This window comes from Pseudomonas sp. R45(2017) (genome assembly GCF_002112305.1).
Taxonomy (GTDB): Bacteria; Pseudomonadota; Gammaproteobacteria; order Pseudomonadales; family Pseudomonadaceae; genus Aquipseudomonas; species Aquipseudomonas paraglycinae.
This window is the reverse complement of sequence record NZ_NEHH01000004.1, coordinates 84,106-99,809: the sequence shown is the minus strand read 5'-3', so window position 1 is coordinate 99,809 and position 15,704 is coordinate 84,106. Positions and strand designations below refer to the sequence as shown.

At 61.2% G+C, this 15,704-nt stretch carries 14 protein-coding genes; 12 read left to right on the top strand and 2 right to left on the bottom strand.

What is annotated here, in order from left to right:
• Nucleotides 1–202 precede the first annotated feature (202 nt).
• A complete protein-coding gene (gene epsC, locus CAF74_RS10550; RefSeq protein WP_007952730.1) occupies nt 203–1,129 on the bottom strand; it encodes a serine O-acetyltransferase EpsC in 927 nt (308 codons plus the stop codon).
• A gap of 190 nt (nt 1,130–1,319) precedes the next feature.
• Here epsC and CAF74_RS10545 point away from each other — a divergent pair, with 190 nt between their 5' ends.
• From CAF74_RS10545 to CAF74_RS10490, 12 genes are all read left to right on the top strand, one after another.
• Nucleotides 1,320–2,324 (top strand): D-cysteine desulfhydrase, encoded by a 1,005-nt coding sequence (locus tag CAF74_RS10545; RefSeq protein WP_007952732.1) that lies wholly within the window; start codon nt 1,320–1,322, stop codon nt 2,322–2,324.
• A gap of 245 nt (nt 2,325–2,569) precedes the next feature.
• The gene (tcyJ, locus tag CAF74_RS10540; protein WP_085746332.1) at nt 2,570–3,370 is read left to right on the top strand and encodes a cystine ABC transporter substrate-binding protein; all 801 of its coding nucleotides are present in this window, start codon (nt 2,570–2,572) and stop codon (nt 3,368–3,370) included.
• Nucleotides 3,370–4,035 carry a cystine ABC transporter permease gene (tcyL, locus tag CAF74_RS10535; protein ID WP_085746331.1) on the top strand — a complete coding sequence of 222 codons (666 nt, stop codon included), beginning with the start codon at nt 3,370–3,372 and terminating at the stop codon, nt 4,033–4,035. The genes tcyJ and tcyL overlap by 1 nt, the downstream gene beginning before the upstream one ends.
• A gap of 4 nt (nt 4,036–4,039) precedes the next feature.
• Nucleotides 4,040–4,789, top strand: coding sequence for an L-cystine ABC transporter ATP-binding protein TcyN (gene tcyN, locus CAF74_RS10530; protein ID WP_085746330.1), 750 nt, complete (start codon nt 4,040–4,042; stop codon nt 4,787–4,789).
• Nucleotides 4,790–5,246: 457 nt separating this feature from the next.
• A complete protein-coding gene (locus tag CAF74_RS10525; protein ID WP_256578365.1) occupies nt 5,247–6,104 on the top strand; it encodes a hypothetical protein in 858 nt (285 codons plus the stop codon).
• A 174-nt stretch (nt 6,105–6,278) separates the two neighbouring features.
• Complete coding sequence (locus tag CAF74_RS10520) at nt 6,279–7,520, top strand: SfnB family sulfur acquisition oxidoreductase (RefSeq protein ID WP_085746329.1); 1,242 nt, start codon at nt 6,279–6,281, stop codon at nt 7,518–7,520.
• Between the two features lie 38 nt (nt 7,521–7,558).
• Nucleotides 7,559–8,752 (top strand): SfnB family sulfur acquisition oxidoreductase, encoded by a 1,194-nt coding sequence (locus CAF74_RS10515; protein WP_085746328.1) that lies wholly within the window; start codon nt 7,559–7,561, stop codon nt 8,750–8,752.
• Complete coding sequence (locus tag CAF74_RS10510) at nt 8,752–10,116, top strand: LLM class flavin-dependent oxidoreductase (RefSeq protein WP_085746327.1); 1,365 nt, start codon at nt 8,752–8,754, stop codon at nt 10,114–10,116. Before CAF74_RS10515 ends, CAF74_RS10510 begins: the two co-directional genes overlap by 1 nt.
• Nucleotides 10,117–10,129: 13 nt before the next feature.
• On the top strand, nt 10,130–10,939 hold the full coding sequence (locus CAF74_RS10505) for a MetQ/NlpA family ABC transporter substrate-binding protein (RefSeq protein WP_007952748.1): 810 nt from the start codon (nt 10,130–10,132) through the stop codon (nt 10,937–10,939).
• Between the two features lie 2 nt (nt 10,940–10,941).
• Nucleotides 10,942–12,066, top strand: coding sequence for a methionine ABC transporter ATP-binding protein (locus CAF74_RS10500; protein WP_085746326.1), 1,125 nt, complete (start codon nt 10,942–10,944; stop codon nt 12,064–12,066).
• The gene (locus tag CAF74_RS10495) at nt 12,056–12,700 is read left to right on the top strand and encodes a methionine ABC transporter permease (protein WP_085746325.1); all 645 of its coding nucleotides are present in this window, start codon (nt 12,056–12,058) and stop codon (nt 12,698–12,700) included. The genes CAF74_RS10500 and CAF74_RS10495 overlap by 11 nt, the downstream gene beginning before the upstream one ends.
• Nucleotides 12,701–12,748: 48 nt before the next feature.
• Entirely contained in the window at nt 12,749–13,375 is a 627-nt protein-coding gene (locus CAF74_RS10490) for a bifunctional 2-polyprenyl-6-hydroxyphenol methylase/3-demethylubiquinol 3-O-methyltransferase UbiG (RefSeq protein WP_085746324.1), read from the top strand.
• Nucleotides 13,376–13,378: 3 nt separating this feature from the next.
• On the opposite strand, the gene CAF74_RS10485 is transcribed toward CAF74_RS10490, so the two are convergent.
• Nucleotides 13,379–15,631, bottom strand: coding sequence for a glycoside hydrolase (locus CAF74_RS10485; RefSeq protein WP_085746323.1), 2,253 nt, complete (start codon nt 15,629–15,631; stop codon nt 13,379–13,381).
• Between the last annotated feature and the right edge of the window lie 73 nt (nt 15,632–15,704).

Here is a 15,704-nt window from a genome sequence, read left to right as displayed (position 1 = left end):
GGTTTTTTCAGATCGATGTATAGGCCCCCTCACCTCAGGGAGAGGGACTGATTAGGGGATATTCAAGAAATACGCCGACGTGAAAGTGCTTCGCTGAATCCATAATCGACTCGGTGTTTCAGGTCGATGTACAGCGCCAGACACCTCGGTCGGCTCCCTCTCCCTCCGGGAGAGGGCTGGGGTGAGGGTGGCTTTTGATGTTTTACTTCTGCGTCCCGTCATCATGCTGCAGGTTGGCCTGAGTCAGGTTGCACCCGGCCGGCACGCTGCGGGTCAGCCACACATTGCCGCCGATGGTCGAGCCTTTGCCAATGGTGATCCGTCCGAGGATCGTCGCCCCGGCGTAAATCACCACGTCGTCCTCGACGATCGGATGGCGTGGATGGCCTTTCTGCAACTGGCCGTCCTCGTCCGCCGGGAAGCGTTTGGCGCCGAGGGTTACCGCCTGATAAATCCTGACGCGCTCGCCGATGATCGCGGTCTCGCCGATCACCACACCCGTCCCGTGGTCGATGAAGAAACTGCGGCCGATCTGCGCGCCCGGGTGAATATCGATGCCGGTCGCCGAGTGGGCGATTTCCGAACTGATCCGCGCCAGCAACGGCAGGCCCGCGCGATACAAATGGTGAGCCAGACGATGGTGAATCACCGCCAGAATCCCCGGATAGCACAGCAGCACTTCATCGACGCTGCGCGCCGCCGGATCGCCGTGGTAGGCCGCCAGCACATCGGTGTCGAGCAGGCTGCGCAGGCCCGGCAGCGCGAGGGCGAAATCCTGGATGATCCTGATCGCCTGCGCCTCGACTTCAGTGTCGGCCTGAGCACTGTGACGGGCGACGTAACGCAGTTCGAGTCGTGCCTGGGCCAACAACGCATTCAGCGCGACATCGAGGGTATGACCGACGTAAAAATCCTCGCTCTCTTCACGCAGATCCACCGGCCCCAGCCGCATCGGAAACAGTGCGCCGCACAGGGCTTCAAGGATCTGCGCCATCGCATCGCGGGACGGCAATTCGCGTCCGCCCTGCTCTCCGGAAGCACGGCCATTTTGTGCCCGCCACTGATCCCGCGCAGTACGCAGCTGGCTGACGATGGTCTGCAATTGCCAATGGCTGGAACGCTCGCTCACGGTAAAGACTCCTCACGGGCGGCCGGACTGTCTGGCCGCGTCAACGGCGACTACTTTACGGCAAGCCCACCGGGGCGAATTAAGAACCGATAGTGCTGGCTTAAGCACATTTGGCTATAAGCGATTGGCGGTTGCCCCGGTAAATCGGCGTGCCTATAGTCCTGACATCTCCTTGCATCAGTACGGAACCATGTCCACACAACCGATCAAACAACAGCTGGACCGCTTTAACCGCCTCGACCTGCTCGGCCAACCGACCCCACTGGAAAAACTCGAGCGCCTGTCCACCTGGCTCGGCCGCGATGTCTACATCAAGCGTGATGACCTGACGCCGCTGGCCATGGGCGGCAACAAGCTGCGCAAGCTCGAATACCTCGCCGCCGATGCCCTCGCCCAAGGCGCGGACACCTTGATCACCGCCGGCGCACTGCAATCGAACCACGTTCGCCAGACCGCAGCGCTGGCCGCGAAACTGGGTCTGGGCTGCGTGGCCCTGCTGGAAAACCCGCTGGGCACCGATGACAGCAACTACACCGGCAACGGCAATCGCCTGCTGCTGGACCTGTTCGACACCAAGGTCGAGCTGGTCGACAACCTCGACAACGCCGACGAACAACTGGCCGCCCTCGCCGTGCGCCTGCGCAGCAACGGCAAGAAGCCGTATCTGGTGCCGATCGGCGGCTCAAACGCCCTCGGCGCGCTGGGTTATGTGCGTGCCGGCCTGGAACTGGCGGAACAGATCAAGGACACCGGCCTGCAATTTTCCGCCGTGGTCCTGGCCTCGGGCAGTGCCGGCACTCACAGCGGTCTGGCGCTGGCGTTGAGTGAAGCCCTGCCACAACTGCCGGTGATCGGCGTGACGGTGTCGCGCAGCGAAGAAGATCAGCGCCCGAAAGTCCAGGGCCTTGCCGAACGCACTGCCGACCTGCTGGGCGTGGCGCTGCCGGACAGCTTCAAGGTCGAGTTGTGGGACGAATACTTCGGCCCGCGCTACGGCGAGCCGAATGCCGGAACCCTGGCGGCGGTGAAACTGCTGGCGAGTCAGGACGCCGTGCTGCTCGATCCGGTCTACACCGGCAAGGCCATGGCCGGGTTGCTCGACGGCATCGGTCGCGGGCGTTTCGACGACGGTCCGATCATCTTCCTGCACACCGGCGGCGCCCCGGCGCTGTTTGCGTACAAGGATTTTCTCTGACGCGCTCGTTCCCACGCTCTGCGTGGGAATGCATCCCGGAATACGAAAAACACATATTCCACACATGAATAACAAACGGAAAATTCATTATTTTCCATTCTAAAAGAACCGTCATATAGTCTCGCCGCAGGCGAATTTCGCGAGAGACGCATAAGCTGCTTTAAGGCAGGATAGCGCTGTCGTCCAATTCCCGGATTCGCCAACTTTCCTTAAGCGTCTTCCATAAGAAAACACAGGGGCTTGTCATGATTCTTTCCGCACTACGTCGAAATCTGCTGGTAGGTTCGCTGGGCCTGGCACTGAGCGCCGGTCTGATCAGCAACGCCGTTGCCGGTGAGCAACTGCAACAGATCAAGGACAAAGGCGTTATCAACGTCGGCCTGGAAGGCACTTACCCACCGTTCAGCTTCGTCGATGCCGACGGCAAGCTGTCGGGTTTCGAAGTCGAGCTGTCCGAAGCCCTGGCCAAGAAGCTGGGCGTGAAGGCCAAGATTCAGCCGACCAAATGGGACGGCATCCTCGCGGCCCTGGAATCCAAGCGTCTGGACGTTGTGGTCAACCAAGTGACCATCTCCGACGAGCGCAAGAAGAAGTATGACTTCTCCGAGCCCTACACCATCTCCGGGATTCAGGCGCTGGTGCTGAAGGACAAGGAAGCTGCGCTGAACATCAAGTCCGCCGCTGACCTGTCCGGCAAGAAAGTCGGCGTAGGCCTGGGCACCAACTACGAACAATGGGTCCGCGCCAACGTGCCGGGGGCCGACGTGCGCACCTACGACGATGATCCGACCAAGTTCGCCGACCTGAACAACGGCCGTACCGACGCGATCCTGATCGACCGTCTGGCTGCACTGGAATACGCCAAGAAAGCGCCGAAAACCGTCGCCGCCGGTGAAGCCTTCTCGCGTCAGGAAGCCGGTATCGCCCTGCGCAAAGGCGAGCCTGAACTGCTGGCCGCCGTGAACAAGGCCCTCGACGAACTGCGTGCCGACGGCACCCTTGAGAAGCTGTCCAAGAAATACTTCAACGCTGACGTCACCCAATAATGGAAGAAGCTTTCCAACTCGCTCTGGACTCCGCGCCCTTCCTGTTGAAGGGCGCGTACTACACGGTAATCCTCAGCCTGGGCGGCATGTTCTTCGGCCTGCTGCTGGGCTTTGGCCTGGCGTTGATGCGCCTGTCGCGCTTCAAGTCGGTCAGCTGGCTGGCCCGCATCTACGTGTCGTTCTTTCGCGGCACGCCGTTGCTGGTCCAGCTGTTCGTGATCTATTACGGCTTGCCGCAAATGGGTCTGGAACTCGACCCGCTGCCGGCGGCGCTGATCGGCTTCTCGCTGAACATGGCCGCCTACGCCTGTGAAATCCTGCGGTCCGCGATCGGTTCGATCGAACGCGGCCAGTGGGAAGCCGCTGCGAGCATCGGCATGACCCGCGCGCAGACCCTGCGCCGGGCCATCCTGCCGCAGGCCATGCGCACGGCCTTGCCGCCGCTGGGCAACAGCTTCATTTCGCTGGTCAAGGACACCGCACTGGCCGCCACCATTCAGGTGCCGGAGCTGTTCCGTCAGGCACAGCTGATTACCGCCCGGACTTTCGAAGTCTTCACCATGTATCTTGCCGCCGCGCTGATCTACTGGATTCTGGCCACGGTGCTGTCGCACTTCCAGAACAAGTTGGAAGAGCGGGTCAATCGGCACGACCAGGAGTCCTGACCCCATGATTGTCGTGGAAAAACTGACAAAGCAGTTCAAGGGTCAAGTCGTGCTCAACGGCATTGATCTGGAGGTGAAGGAAGGCGAGGTCGTGGCAATCATCGGCCCCAGCGGCTCGGGCAAGACCACGTTCCTGCGTTGCCTGAACTTCCTCGAGCAACCCACCAGCGGCCGGATCAAGGTCGGCGAGATCGAGATCGATACCAGTCGCCCGCTGAACCAGCAGCAGAGCCTGGTGCGCAACCTGCGCCAGCACGTGGGCTTCGTGTTCCAGAACTTCAACCTGTTCCCCCACCGCACCGCGCTGGAAAACGTCATCGAAGGCCCGATCGTGGTCAAGAAGACGCCTCGCGATGCAGCCATTGCCCTGGGCAAGAAGCTGCTGGCCAAGGTCGGCCTGGCGGGCAAGGAAGACGCCTACCCACGGCGCCTGTCCGGTGGCCAGCAACAGCGCGTGGCGATCGCCCGGGCGCTGGCGATGGAGCCGGAAGTGATCCTGTTCGACGAGCCAACCTCGGCCCTCGATCCGGAGCTGGTAGGTGAAGTGCTGGCGACCATCCGCGGCCTCGCCGAGGAGAAACGCACCATGGTGATCGTCACCCACGAAATGGCGTTCGCCCGTGACGTGGCCAACCGCGTGGTGTTTTTCGATAAAGGCGTGATCGTCGAACAAGGTGAAGCGAAAGCGTTGTTTGCCAATCCGCAAGAAGAACGCACTCGACAGTTCCTCAGCAAGTTCAGAAACAACGGCTGACCTGCAAACTTCCCCGAATACAAACTTCCATGGACGGAAGTTTCGCTTACACCCTCCCAAATAAAAACTTAATCAAGTGACTGCATTACATATATATGTCCTGCAACAGTCTCCCCCGCGATTAAAGTTCGTCCCCTCCAAATTTCCAGCTGTACAAACCGACCGACGGCAGAGCAATAAAATCCGGCAAAAGCTGTGGCCCGATTCGCTATGGAGAATAGGTAGAGTGCCTTATCCGCGTAGGAAGCTTCTGATAAATCCGTAATTCTTCAATTAAATAATCCTGTCCGTTGACATGCCATTCGGCGAACTTTTATCTAGTCACTCATCGCAACCCGCTACATCAACAAGACCCAATAACGACTGGCCGAAAGATCCTGTTCTTATTACCAGGCAATTCTGGCCTTTTGAACTTTCAGAAACGGATTTCGCTGCAAGGCTTCAAGGAGAGGATTTCATGACCCGCACTTCGCACATCCCCGAACTGGCCGCGCCGAGCCTGGCGCCATCCCAAAACCACGGCATCAACCTCGCAGCAGCGGCTCATCTGCTGGTCGATGTGCCGCCCTACCCGGACATGGACATCGGCGATCTGATCGAACTGTTCTGGAACAACTGCTATGTCGCCTCTCACGTGCTGACAGCGCAGGACGTCGCCACCCCCGTCAGTCTGCGTGTGCCGGAGAGCTTTATCGCCAGCGGTCCGTCTCGCATCCACTACCGGGTCATGCGGGTGGGTCACGGGCCATCGCTGTCGGCGGCGGCGCGCGTCACGGTGAAACTCGACTGCCCCGGCGGGCAGCCCCCCGCGGTGTGTGGTGACGAAAACCAGCAACTGGCCCCTGTGACCCTGCCCGAGACCATTCGCCGTCAGGGGGTCAACGCGAACCAGATCAAGCGTGGCGTACCACTGACCATCGAGCCGTACCTGAACATGGCTGAAGGCGATGCCATCACCCTGCGCTGGGGCGATGTACGGATGGATCTGGCGCGCATCACCACGGCCGATATCGACAAGCCGATTCAGGTCTGGGTGCCGCCGGCGATCATCACCGAGGCCGGCGAGGACCTGCGGCTGGATGTGACCTACTGCATCCTCGACCGGGTCGGCAACAACTCGCGCTGGGCGCCGCCGCGAACACTGAAGATCGGTTGTGTGAATCCCTACCTCAAGGTGCCGCTCAAGGAAACGCTGAAGGCCGCAGAGCACCGAAAAAAAATGACACACCTCGCTCGGCGAGAGGCGTCCTCCCTCGCCGCCGCGAACTTAACCAGACGGACCACGCCCCCTTCTATACATATTCCTAAAAGTTAGTTTATTTAAATTTTATACGCGCTTAGGGTATATGAACCGGACCACCGGACATTCTTTCGTTCGCCGCACTTTTGCGGCGTTTTTCATGAGATGTGAGGTAGGTAACATGGTCCGGAACACAATCACCCCAGTGCGGATCGCCAGGGCATTGCGTGCAGCCAAGGAGCGGCACTGATGTCCAGTCTGGCAGACGCAAACGTCCAGAGTGACCTGGATATCGCCCCGTTGTTGTTGCCCGCACAAGTGCTGCGCAACGACGCTCAAGCCATCAAGGCCGCCCATGAGCTGGCGCAGGTCGCCCGCGTGCAGGCCGCCAAACGTGACCGTCAGCGCAAGCTGCCGTGGTCGGAAATCGAACAGTTCACCCGCAGCGGCCTCGGCAGCATCGCGATTCCGCGCGAGTACGGCGGCCCGCAGGTTTCCTTCGTGACCCTGGCCGAAGTGTTCGCGATCATTTCCGCGGCCGACCCGGCACTGGGACAGATCCCGCAAAACCAGTTCGGCATCATCAACCTGATCCTCGGCAGCGCCACCGAACAGCAGAAAAAACAACTGTTGCAGAGCGTGCTCGAAGGCTGGCGCATCGGTAATGCCGGGCCTGAACGCGGCACCAAGGACACCCTGGAACTGAAAGCGCGCATCACCGCTGACGGCGATGACTACGTGATCAACGGCCAGAAGTTCTATTCCACCGGCGCCCTGTTCGCCCACTGGGTGGCGGTCAAGGCGCTCAACGATGACGGCAAGCAAGTCCTGGCCTTCGTCCGTCGCGGCACGCCGGGATTGCGCATCGTCGATGACTGGTCCGGTTTCGGCCAGCGCACCACCGCCAGCGGCACGATCCTGTTGAACAACGTGCGGGTCGATGCCGGCCTCGTGGTGGACAACTGGAAGATCAACGAAAAGCCCAACACCCAAGGCGCGGTGTCGCAGCTGATTCAGGCCGCGATCGACGCCGGCATCGCCCGTGGCGCGATCGATGACGCCATCGAATTCGTCAAGACTCGCGCCCGGCCGTGGATCGACGCCAACGTCGAACGCGCCAGCGACGATCTCTACGTGATCGCCGATATCGGCAAACTGAAAATCGAACTGCACGCCGCTGAAGCGCTGCTGCGCAAGGCCGGGCAGGTGCTGGATCAGGTGCACGCCGCGCCACTGACCGCCGAATCCGCCGCCCGCGCCTCGATTGCCGTGGCCGAAGCCAAGGTGCTGACCACCGAGATCTCGCTGCTGGCCAGCGAAAAACTCTTCGAACTGGCCGGCAGCCGCGCGACCCTCGCCGAATTCAACCTCGACCGTCACTGGCGCAACGCCCGGGTGCACACCTTGCACGACCCGGTGCGCTGGAAGTACCACGCGGTCGGCGCCTATCGCCTCAACGGCAAGTTGCCGGCTCGCCATTCCTGGATCTGACGACCCGAACACTTTTGACCAGATCTCTGGAGAAACACATGACTCTTTCCCATCCCGTCGCGCTCATCACCAGCGACGAGCAAGCCCTGATCGTCGCCAGCGACCTGGCCGAAGATTTCCAGCGTGACAGCAACCTGCGCGACCGCGAACGCCGCCTGCCGCTGCCGGAGCTCGACGTGTTTTCCCGCTCCGGCCTGTGGGGCATCAGCGTGCCCAAGGAGTACGGCGGCGCCGGCGTATCCAACGTGACCCTGGCCAAAGTCATCGCCCTGATTGCCCGGGCCGACGGCTCGCTGGGGCAGATTCCACAGAACCATTTCTATGCCCTGGAAGTGCTTCGGGTGAACGGCAGCCACGAGCAGAAACAACGGCTGTACGCCGAAGTCCTCGCCGGTCAGCGCTTCGGCAACGCCTTGGCAGAGCTGGGCACCAAGACCGCCCACGACCGTGTCACCAGCCTGAAACGCGACGGCAGCGGTTATCGCATCAACGGTCGCAAGTTCTATGCGACCGGTGCGATCTACGCCCAACGGATTCCAACGTCCGTAGTCGATGAAAACGGCGTGCAGCAGTTGGCCTTCGTCCCGCGCGATAGCAAAGGCCTGACCGTGATCGACGACTGGAGCGGCTTCGGCCAGCGCACCACCGGCAGCGGTTCGGTGGTGTTCGAAGACGTGTATGTCGCTGCCGAAGATGTCATCCCGTTCCAGAGTGCTTTCGAGCGCCCGACCCCGGTCGGCCCGCTGGCGCAGATCCTTCACGCCGCCATCGACACCGGCATCGCCCGCGCCGCTTACGAAGATGCACTGCACTTCGTGCGCAGCAAGACCCGGCCATGGATCGATTCGGGTAACGACAAAGCCACCGAAGACCCGCTGACCCTCAAGAGCTTCGGCCACCTGAGCATTCGCCTGCACGCCACCGAAGCCCTGCTCGAACGCGCCGGCGAATTCCTCGATGCGGCCCAGGTCGAGACCAATGCCGAGACGGTTGCAGCGGCCTCGATTGCCGTCGCCGAAGCACGGGCGATCAGCACCGAAATCTCTCTGGCCGCCGGCAGCACCCTGTTCGAACTGGCCGGCAGCCAGGCCACCCTGATCGAGCACGGCCTTGACCGCCACTGGCGCAACGCCCGGGTGCACACCCTGCATGACCCGGTGCGCTGGAAGTATCACGCGATCGGCAATTACTACCTCAACGATGAAAACCCTCCGCTGCGAGGGACCATCTGATGAGCAAGAAAAAGATCCTGCTCAATGCGTTCAACATGAACTGCATCGGCCACATCAACCATGGGCTGTGGACCCATCCCCGCGACATCTCGACCCGATACAAGACCATCGAATACTGGACCGAACTGGCGCAACTGCTGGAGCGCGGGCTGTTCGACGGGCTTTTCATCGCCGACATCGTCGGCGTGTACGACGTCTATCAGAACTCGGTGGACGTCACCCTGAAAGAGTCGATCCAGCTGCCGGTCAACGATCCGTTGCTGCTGGTATCGGCGATGTCCGCGGTAACCAAAAACCTCGGTTTCGGCCTGACCGCCAACCTCACCTACGAGCCCCCATATTTGTTCGCCCGACGCATGTCGACCCTCGATCACCTGAGCCGTGGACGGGTGGGCTGGAACATCGTCACCGGCTATCTGGACAGCGCCGCCAAGGCCATGGGCCTCAGTGAACAGGTCGAGCACGACCGGCGTTACGACCAGGCCGACGAGTACCTCGAAGTGCTCTACAAACTCTGGGAAGGCAGCTGGGAAAACGGCGCGGTGCTCAACGATCCGCAGCAGCGGATCTACGCGCAGCCGGACAAGGTGCACAAGGTCGAACACAAGGGCGAGTTCTATCAGGTCGAGGGTTATCACCTGTGCGAACCGTCGCCGCAGCGCACGCCGGTACTGTTCCAGGCCGGCAGTTCGGATCGCGGTCTGCTGTTCGCCGGGCGTCATGCCGAGTGCGTGTTCATCAGCGGCCAGAACAAGCCATCGACCAAGGTGCAGGTGGACAAGGTCCGCGCCAGCGCCGTCGAAGCGGGTCGCAACCCCGAGGACATCAAGGTGTTCATGGGTCTCAACGTGATCGTCGGCGAGACCGAGGAAGCGGCCTGGGCCAAGCACGCCGAATACCTGAGCTACGCCAGCGCCGAAGCGGGCGTGGCGCATTTTTCGGCGTCCACTGGCATCGACTTTTCCCAGTACGAAATCGACGAACCGATCCAGTACGTGAAGAGCAACGCGATCCAGTCCGCCACCAAAAACCTGCAGAACAACGACTGGACCCGGCGCAAGTTGCTCGACCAGCACGCTCTGGGTGGGCGCTACATCACCGTGGTCGGCTCGCCGCAGCAAGTGGCGGATGAACTGGAATCGTGGATCGCCGAAACCGGCCTCGACGGCTTCAACCTGACTCGCATCGTCACCCCGGAAAGCTATGTGGATTTCATCGATCTGGTGATTCCGGAGCTGCAACGGCGCGGCTCGTACAAGACCGCGTACGACACCGGCAGCCTGCGGGAAAAACTGTTTCACGGCGAAGCGCACCTGCCGCAGCAACACACCGGCGCCCACTACCGACACTCCTCCTCGCACTGACTGGAAAACCACCATGACCAAGAAGCTCCTGTCCCACCCAGTCAAAGCACTGGCCCTGGCCTTCGGCCTGTTCAGCTCGGCGGTGTTCGCCGCCGATGCCCCGTTGAAAATCGGCACCACCGCCGCCTTCGCGATTCCGCTGGAAGCCGCCGTCGAAGAGGCCTCCAAACAGGGCCTGAAAGTCGAGCTGGTGGAGTTCACCGACTGGATCGCACCGAACGTCAGCCTCGCCGCCGGTGACATCGACGTGAACTACTTCCAGCACATCCCGTTCCTGGAAAACGCCAAGGCCGCCTCCGGTTTCGACCTGGTACCGTTCGCCCCGGGGATCATCAACAACGTCGGCCTGTACTCGAAGAAATACAAAAGCTTCGACGAACTGCCGGAAGGCGCTAGCGTCGCCATCGCCAACGACCCGATCAACAGCGGACGCGGCCTGCAACTGTTGGCCAAGGCCGGTCTGATCACCCTCAAACCGGGTGTCGGCTACAAGGCTACCGAAGACGATATCGTCGCCAATCCGAAGAAGATCAAGATCCTGCAAGTCGAAGCCGTGCAACTGGTGCGCGCCTACGATGACGCCGATCTGGTCCAGGGCTACCCGGCCTACATCCGTCTGGCGAAGACCTTCGATGCCGGCTCCGCGCTGCTGTTCGATGGCCTCGACCACAAGGAATACGTGATCCAGTTCGTGATCCAGCCGAAGAGCAAGACCGACCCGCGCCTGATCAAGTTCGTCGACATCTACCAGCATTCGCCGGCCGTTCGCGCCGCACTGGACAAGGCCCACGGCAAGCTGTACCAGGCCGGTTGGGAAAGCTGAGGATGACGGCAGCCATTCAACGGCGACTGGATCTTCCAGAGCCACCCGCGCTTGCGCAACGCACCGAACTGCATCCCGAACTGAACCGCGCCCACGTGCGTTTCGTCGGGCTCGGCAAAACCTACGACGGCAAACAAGGCCCGGTCGCCGCCCTGCAAGGCATCGACCTGGCGATCCAGCGCGGTGAAGTGTTCGGCATCATCGGCCGCAGCGGCGCCGGCAAGTCGTCGCTGATCCGCACCATCAACCGTCTCGAACAACCGACCTCGGGCCGGGTGCTGATCGATCAGGTGGATATCGGCGAGTACGACGAGGATCGCCTCGTCGCTCTGCGTCGGCGGATCGGCATGATTTTTCAGCACTTCAACCTGATGTCGGCGAAAACGGTGTGGCAGAACGTCGAACTGCCACTGAAAGTCGCCGGTGTCCCGAAAGAACAACGGGAGAAAAAGGTTCGCGAACTGCTGGAACTGGTGGGCCTGCAAGCCAAGCACAAGGCGTATCCGGCGCAGCTTTCCGGTGGCCAGAAACAACGTGTCGGCATCGCCCGCGCGCTGGTGCATGACCCGGACATTCTGCTGTGTGACGAAGCCACTTCGGCCCTCGATCCGGAAACCACTCAGTCGATCCTCGGCCTGCTGCGCGAGATCAACAAACGCCTTGGCCTGACCATCGTGCTGATCACTCACGAGATGGCGGTGATCCGGGAAATCTGCGACCGCGTCGTCGTGCTCGAACATGGTCGCATCGTCGAGCAAGGCCCGGTCTGGGAAGTGTTCGGCAACCCACAGCACGAGGTCAGCCAGACCTTGCTCGCGCCGCTGCAACACGCCTTGCCCGAAGAGTTGCAAAGCCGTTTGCAGGCACAGCCTTTGTCGGCGGACGCGGCCGTGGTGCTGCGCTTGCAGTTCACCGGCAGTCAGCAGGACGAACCGGATCTGGCCGCACTGTTCGCCGCCCTCGGTGGCCGGGTGAAATTGCTCCAGGGCGGTGTGGAACGGATTCAGGGCCACGCGCTCGGGCAACTGCTGCTGGCGGTGGCGGGATCAAAGCTGAACGCCGAGCAATTGCGTCAGCGTGCCAGCCAGTGGGCACAACGCACGGAGGTGCTGGGTTATGTGGTTTGATCGCTTGCTGCAGGGTTTTATCGACACGTTTCTGATGGTCGGCGTGTCGTCGCTGATCGCACTGCTGGCGGGTATCCCGATGGCAGTGATTCTGGTCACCAGCGACAAGGGCGGGATCTACGAAGCGCCACTTCTGAACCGCGCTCTGGGCGCGTTCGTGAACCTGTTTCGCTCGATCCCGTTTCTGATCCTGATGGTCGCGCTGATTCCGTTCACCCGGCTGATCGTCGGCACCACCTACGGCGTGTGGGCAGCCGTCGTGCCCTTGACCATCGCGGCCACGCCGTTCTTTGCGCGGATCGCCGAAGTGAGCCTGCGTGAAGTCGACTACGGCCTGATCGAAGCAGCGCAAGCCATGGGCTGCCGGCGCTGGCACATCGTCTGGCATGTGCTGCTGCCCGAGGCGCTGCCGGGGATCGTCGGCGGTTTCACCATCACCCTGGTGACGATGATCAACTCCTCGGCCATGGCCGGAGCGATCGGCGCCGGCGGTCTGGGCGACATTGCCTATCGCTACGGCTATCAGCGCTTCGACAGCCAGATCATGCTGACGGTGATCGTGTTGCTGGTGGCGCTGGTGGCAGTGATTCAGCTGGGCGGTGATCGCCTGGCGCGAGGGTTGAACAAGCGCTGAATGGCATGGCGTATAGTCGGCAGATTCCTTTGCCAGCGCAGCCCGACCATGAAGCAGACCCCCACCGATCTGGAGCAGATCACCTCCACCACCCTCGGCCACTACAACGCGGTGGCCGAAGATTTTCGTGAAGGCACCCGCGATCACGATGTCAGCCAGAACATCGACGCCCTGTTGCGGCACATCCTTGGTGAGGCGCCGTTTTCCATCCTCGATTTCGGCTGTGGGCCGGGGCGGGATTTGCAGACATTCACCCGGATGGGACACGTCGCCGTCGGCCTCGACGGCGCGGAGAAATTCGCGCAGATGGCTCGGGAAGACAGTGGCTGTGAAGTGTGGTGCCAGGACTTTTTGAAGCTGGATCTGCCGGCAGAACGCTTCGACGGGATCTTCGCCAATGCGGTGCTGTTTCATGTGCCGTTGCAGGAATTGCCCCGGGTCTTGAAACAGCTGCACGAGACATTGAAACCGGGCGGCGTGTTGTTCAGTTCCAATCCGCGCGGGGATAACCGTGAGGGCTGGAACGGGCCGCGTTATGGCTCGTATCACGACCTGCAAGCGTGGCGCGGATTGTTGACCGCTGCCGGGTTCGTCGAGCTGGAGCACTACTACCGGCCGGCGGGGCTGCCGCGTGAGCAGCAGCCCTGGCTGGCGAGTGTCTGGCGCAAGACCTGAGACTCAGGGCCCCGTCTCAACCTGAAAGTAAGCTGGCGCTTGCTCGGGCGAGCGCACAGTGATGCTCCGTGCGGGCAATGTCAGCCCCTGCACCTCACGCGCCTGCACATCAAAATTGGCCAGCAATCGCGTGCCGTCTTCAAAGGATGTCTGCTGAACCAGCCGGTCCGCACTCAACCATTCGAAACCGGTGAGCGCCTGAGTTGCCAGACGTTCATGCAAAGGCCGGAAGAACGCATCCTGACGGGCAATCTGCGGCAATCGCTGCGCAAACGTATCGACACTGAGGTGATACAGCGGCGCAACGTTGTAGAGAAGCTGAGCGAGCTCGTTGTCCGCCCGAACGTTGGTCAATTTCAGGCTATCGAACAGCCAATGGTGGGACGTGATCACCGAGCCATGAAAAACCGCTTGGTACAGCGGCAAACGGCTGGCCGGATCAAAGTGAATACGCCGCAACGACTCTTTGATCGGCACAGGTTTGAAGAAAACCTCTGGCTGCTCCGGCGGATACCACTTGCCTGCAAAATACCTGGACTTGGTGTTCTTGCTCATTTCGACGTCACCCCAACCGATCACTGGCGTCTGCATGCCATGGGCGAACAGCACGCCTTGCGCGGTCGTTGCGTTGCCATCTTCTGAACCGGTGGGCAGTTTCAATACTTCATTGATCCAGCGTGATGCGCCGATGTTGCCTTCGGCATTTTGTGCCTGGGTCATCGTTGCTCCGGGACGGTAGCTGTCGAACAGCATGCCGGTGGCATAGGCATCGAGAAACCAGCTGTTGAAACCGGCGGCGTCGCGAATCGCTTCGACGCGCTGCTCAAGCAGCGGTCGCACGCAACGGGGGTCGGTGTAATGCCCCGATTGCTGGAAACCGCTTTTCAACGTTCCGTCGCCCTTCACGATTGCGCACTCGAGATTCGCCTTGTCCCCCAGATGTGCAGTGGTCCAATCAGGGTTCTCGCTGCGGCTCAGCGCCGTCTCATAGGAATCGTAAGGCGCGATCAGATAACCCGCCGCCACGCCGGCCTTGATCGTCTCGGGGTGCCAGAGGCCACCCTCCCAGCCTTCACCCAGTCCCAACCACAAACGGGACAGCCCGGCGTTCTGTAATTGCTTGATCGTATCCAGTGACAAGGTGCTGCCCCAGCGTTCGGGTTCGGGCGTCAGCGCCTCACCGAGGTCGGACGCCACTTTCGCGCGGACTTCAGCGTAACCGTTGACGAGAGCCTGCATGTCCGGCACCGCTCGGGCCTGCCAGGTCTTGCGCGCCAGGGTATTCACGGCACGGTTGAGACCGCGTAAAAGCACGGTTTTCTGATACCCGCTCAACTCCCTGTCGGTGACGAGAGTCTGCAACGCCTCACGGTCCATTCCCGTTTTCAGCTCACGGGCCAGTGGGCCACCGCCACGCAAGGTGTCGAGCAGCAAGGGCCAACTGCGCACATCTTTGGCCCCCAGCAGATCGTTGCCCCAAAGGTACAGATGACTGGCACCCAGCAGCCGCTTCGCCTGAGGCGTTTTCTCGAATTTGCTGCTCAGAGTTTCATAGCGACCGTTATCGATCAGCCATTGCCGGTAGCGTTTGGCACCAGCCAACGGGTCGTCCGCCGCGAGGAACAGCGTGAACGTCAATGGTGCGGACGGATCGAGTGAGGTGAAGCGATGCCGGGCGGAAAGTGCCAAAGCCTCGCCTTGGGCACTGAACAACAGCCGATTGTTGAAGGGATTGGTCATCAGCCAATGCAGGCTGAATCCGTCATGCTCAACACCCCACAGCGGCAGGCTCAGATCCTGAGTGGTATTGAATTCGCCCTGACTCAAAAGGAATGCCTGCCACACCGGATCGCCACGCGGCACATAGTGCCCCTCGGCCAGGGGCCAGATCAGTCCCTTGCCCATCACGCTGGCGGGCTGACGAAGAAATTCCAGTTCCGCGGGTTCACGCGCGGTGATCGAGAAGGACAGTTCATGTTGATCCAGGCTCGCGCTGAGGGTCCAGGCCCCGTCATCCCATTGCCAATCGATGCGATCACCACGCCTGATCAAGTGGCTGACCTTATGTGCGGCAACGCCCGCCGAGACCTGCACCGTCGCATCGTTTGCAGGCGTGACACGGACAGCCAGCGTTGCCGGATCGAGTTGCACGTGCCACAACGAGTTTTCCAATAATGTGTCGGCCCAGGACAGGGACGACAGGCATAAACCGGCAATCAGCAATAGCGCGCGCAGCCAGCAGGTAACGGTAAGCATCAGACGTCCCTTCTCCTAAAGGAGGAGGGACGTTAACCGAATACGCCGACGCTGTAAGTCAGGCCCTTCGCAA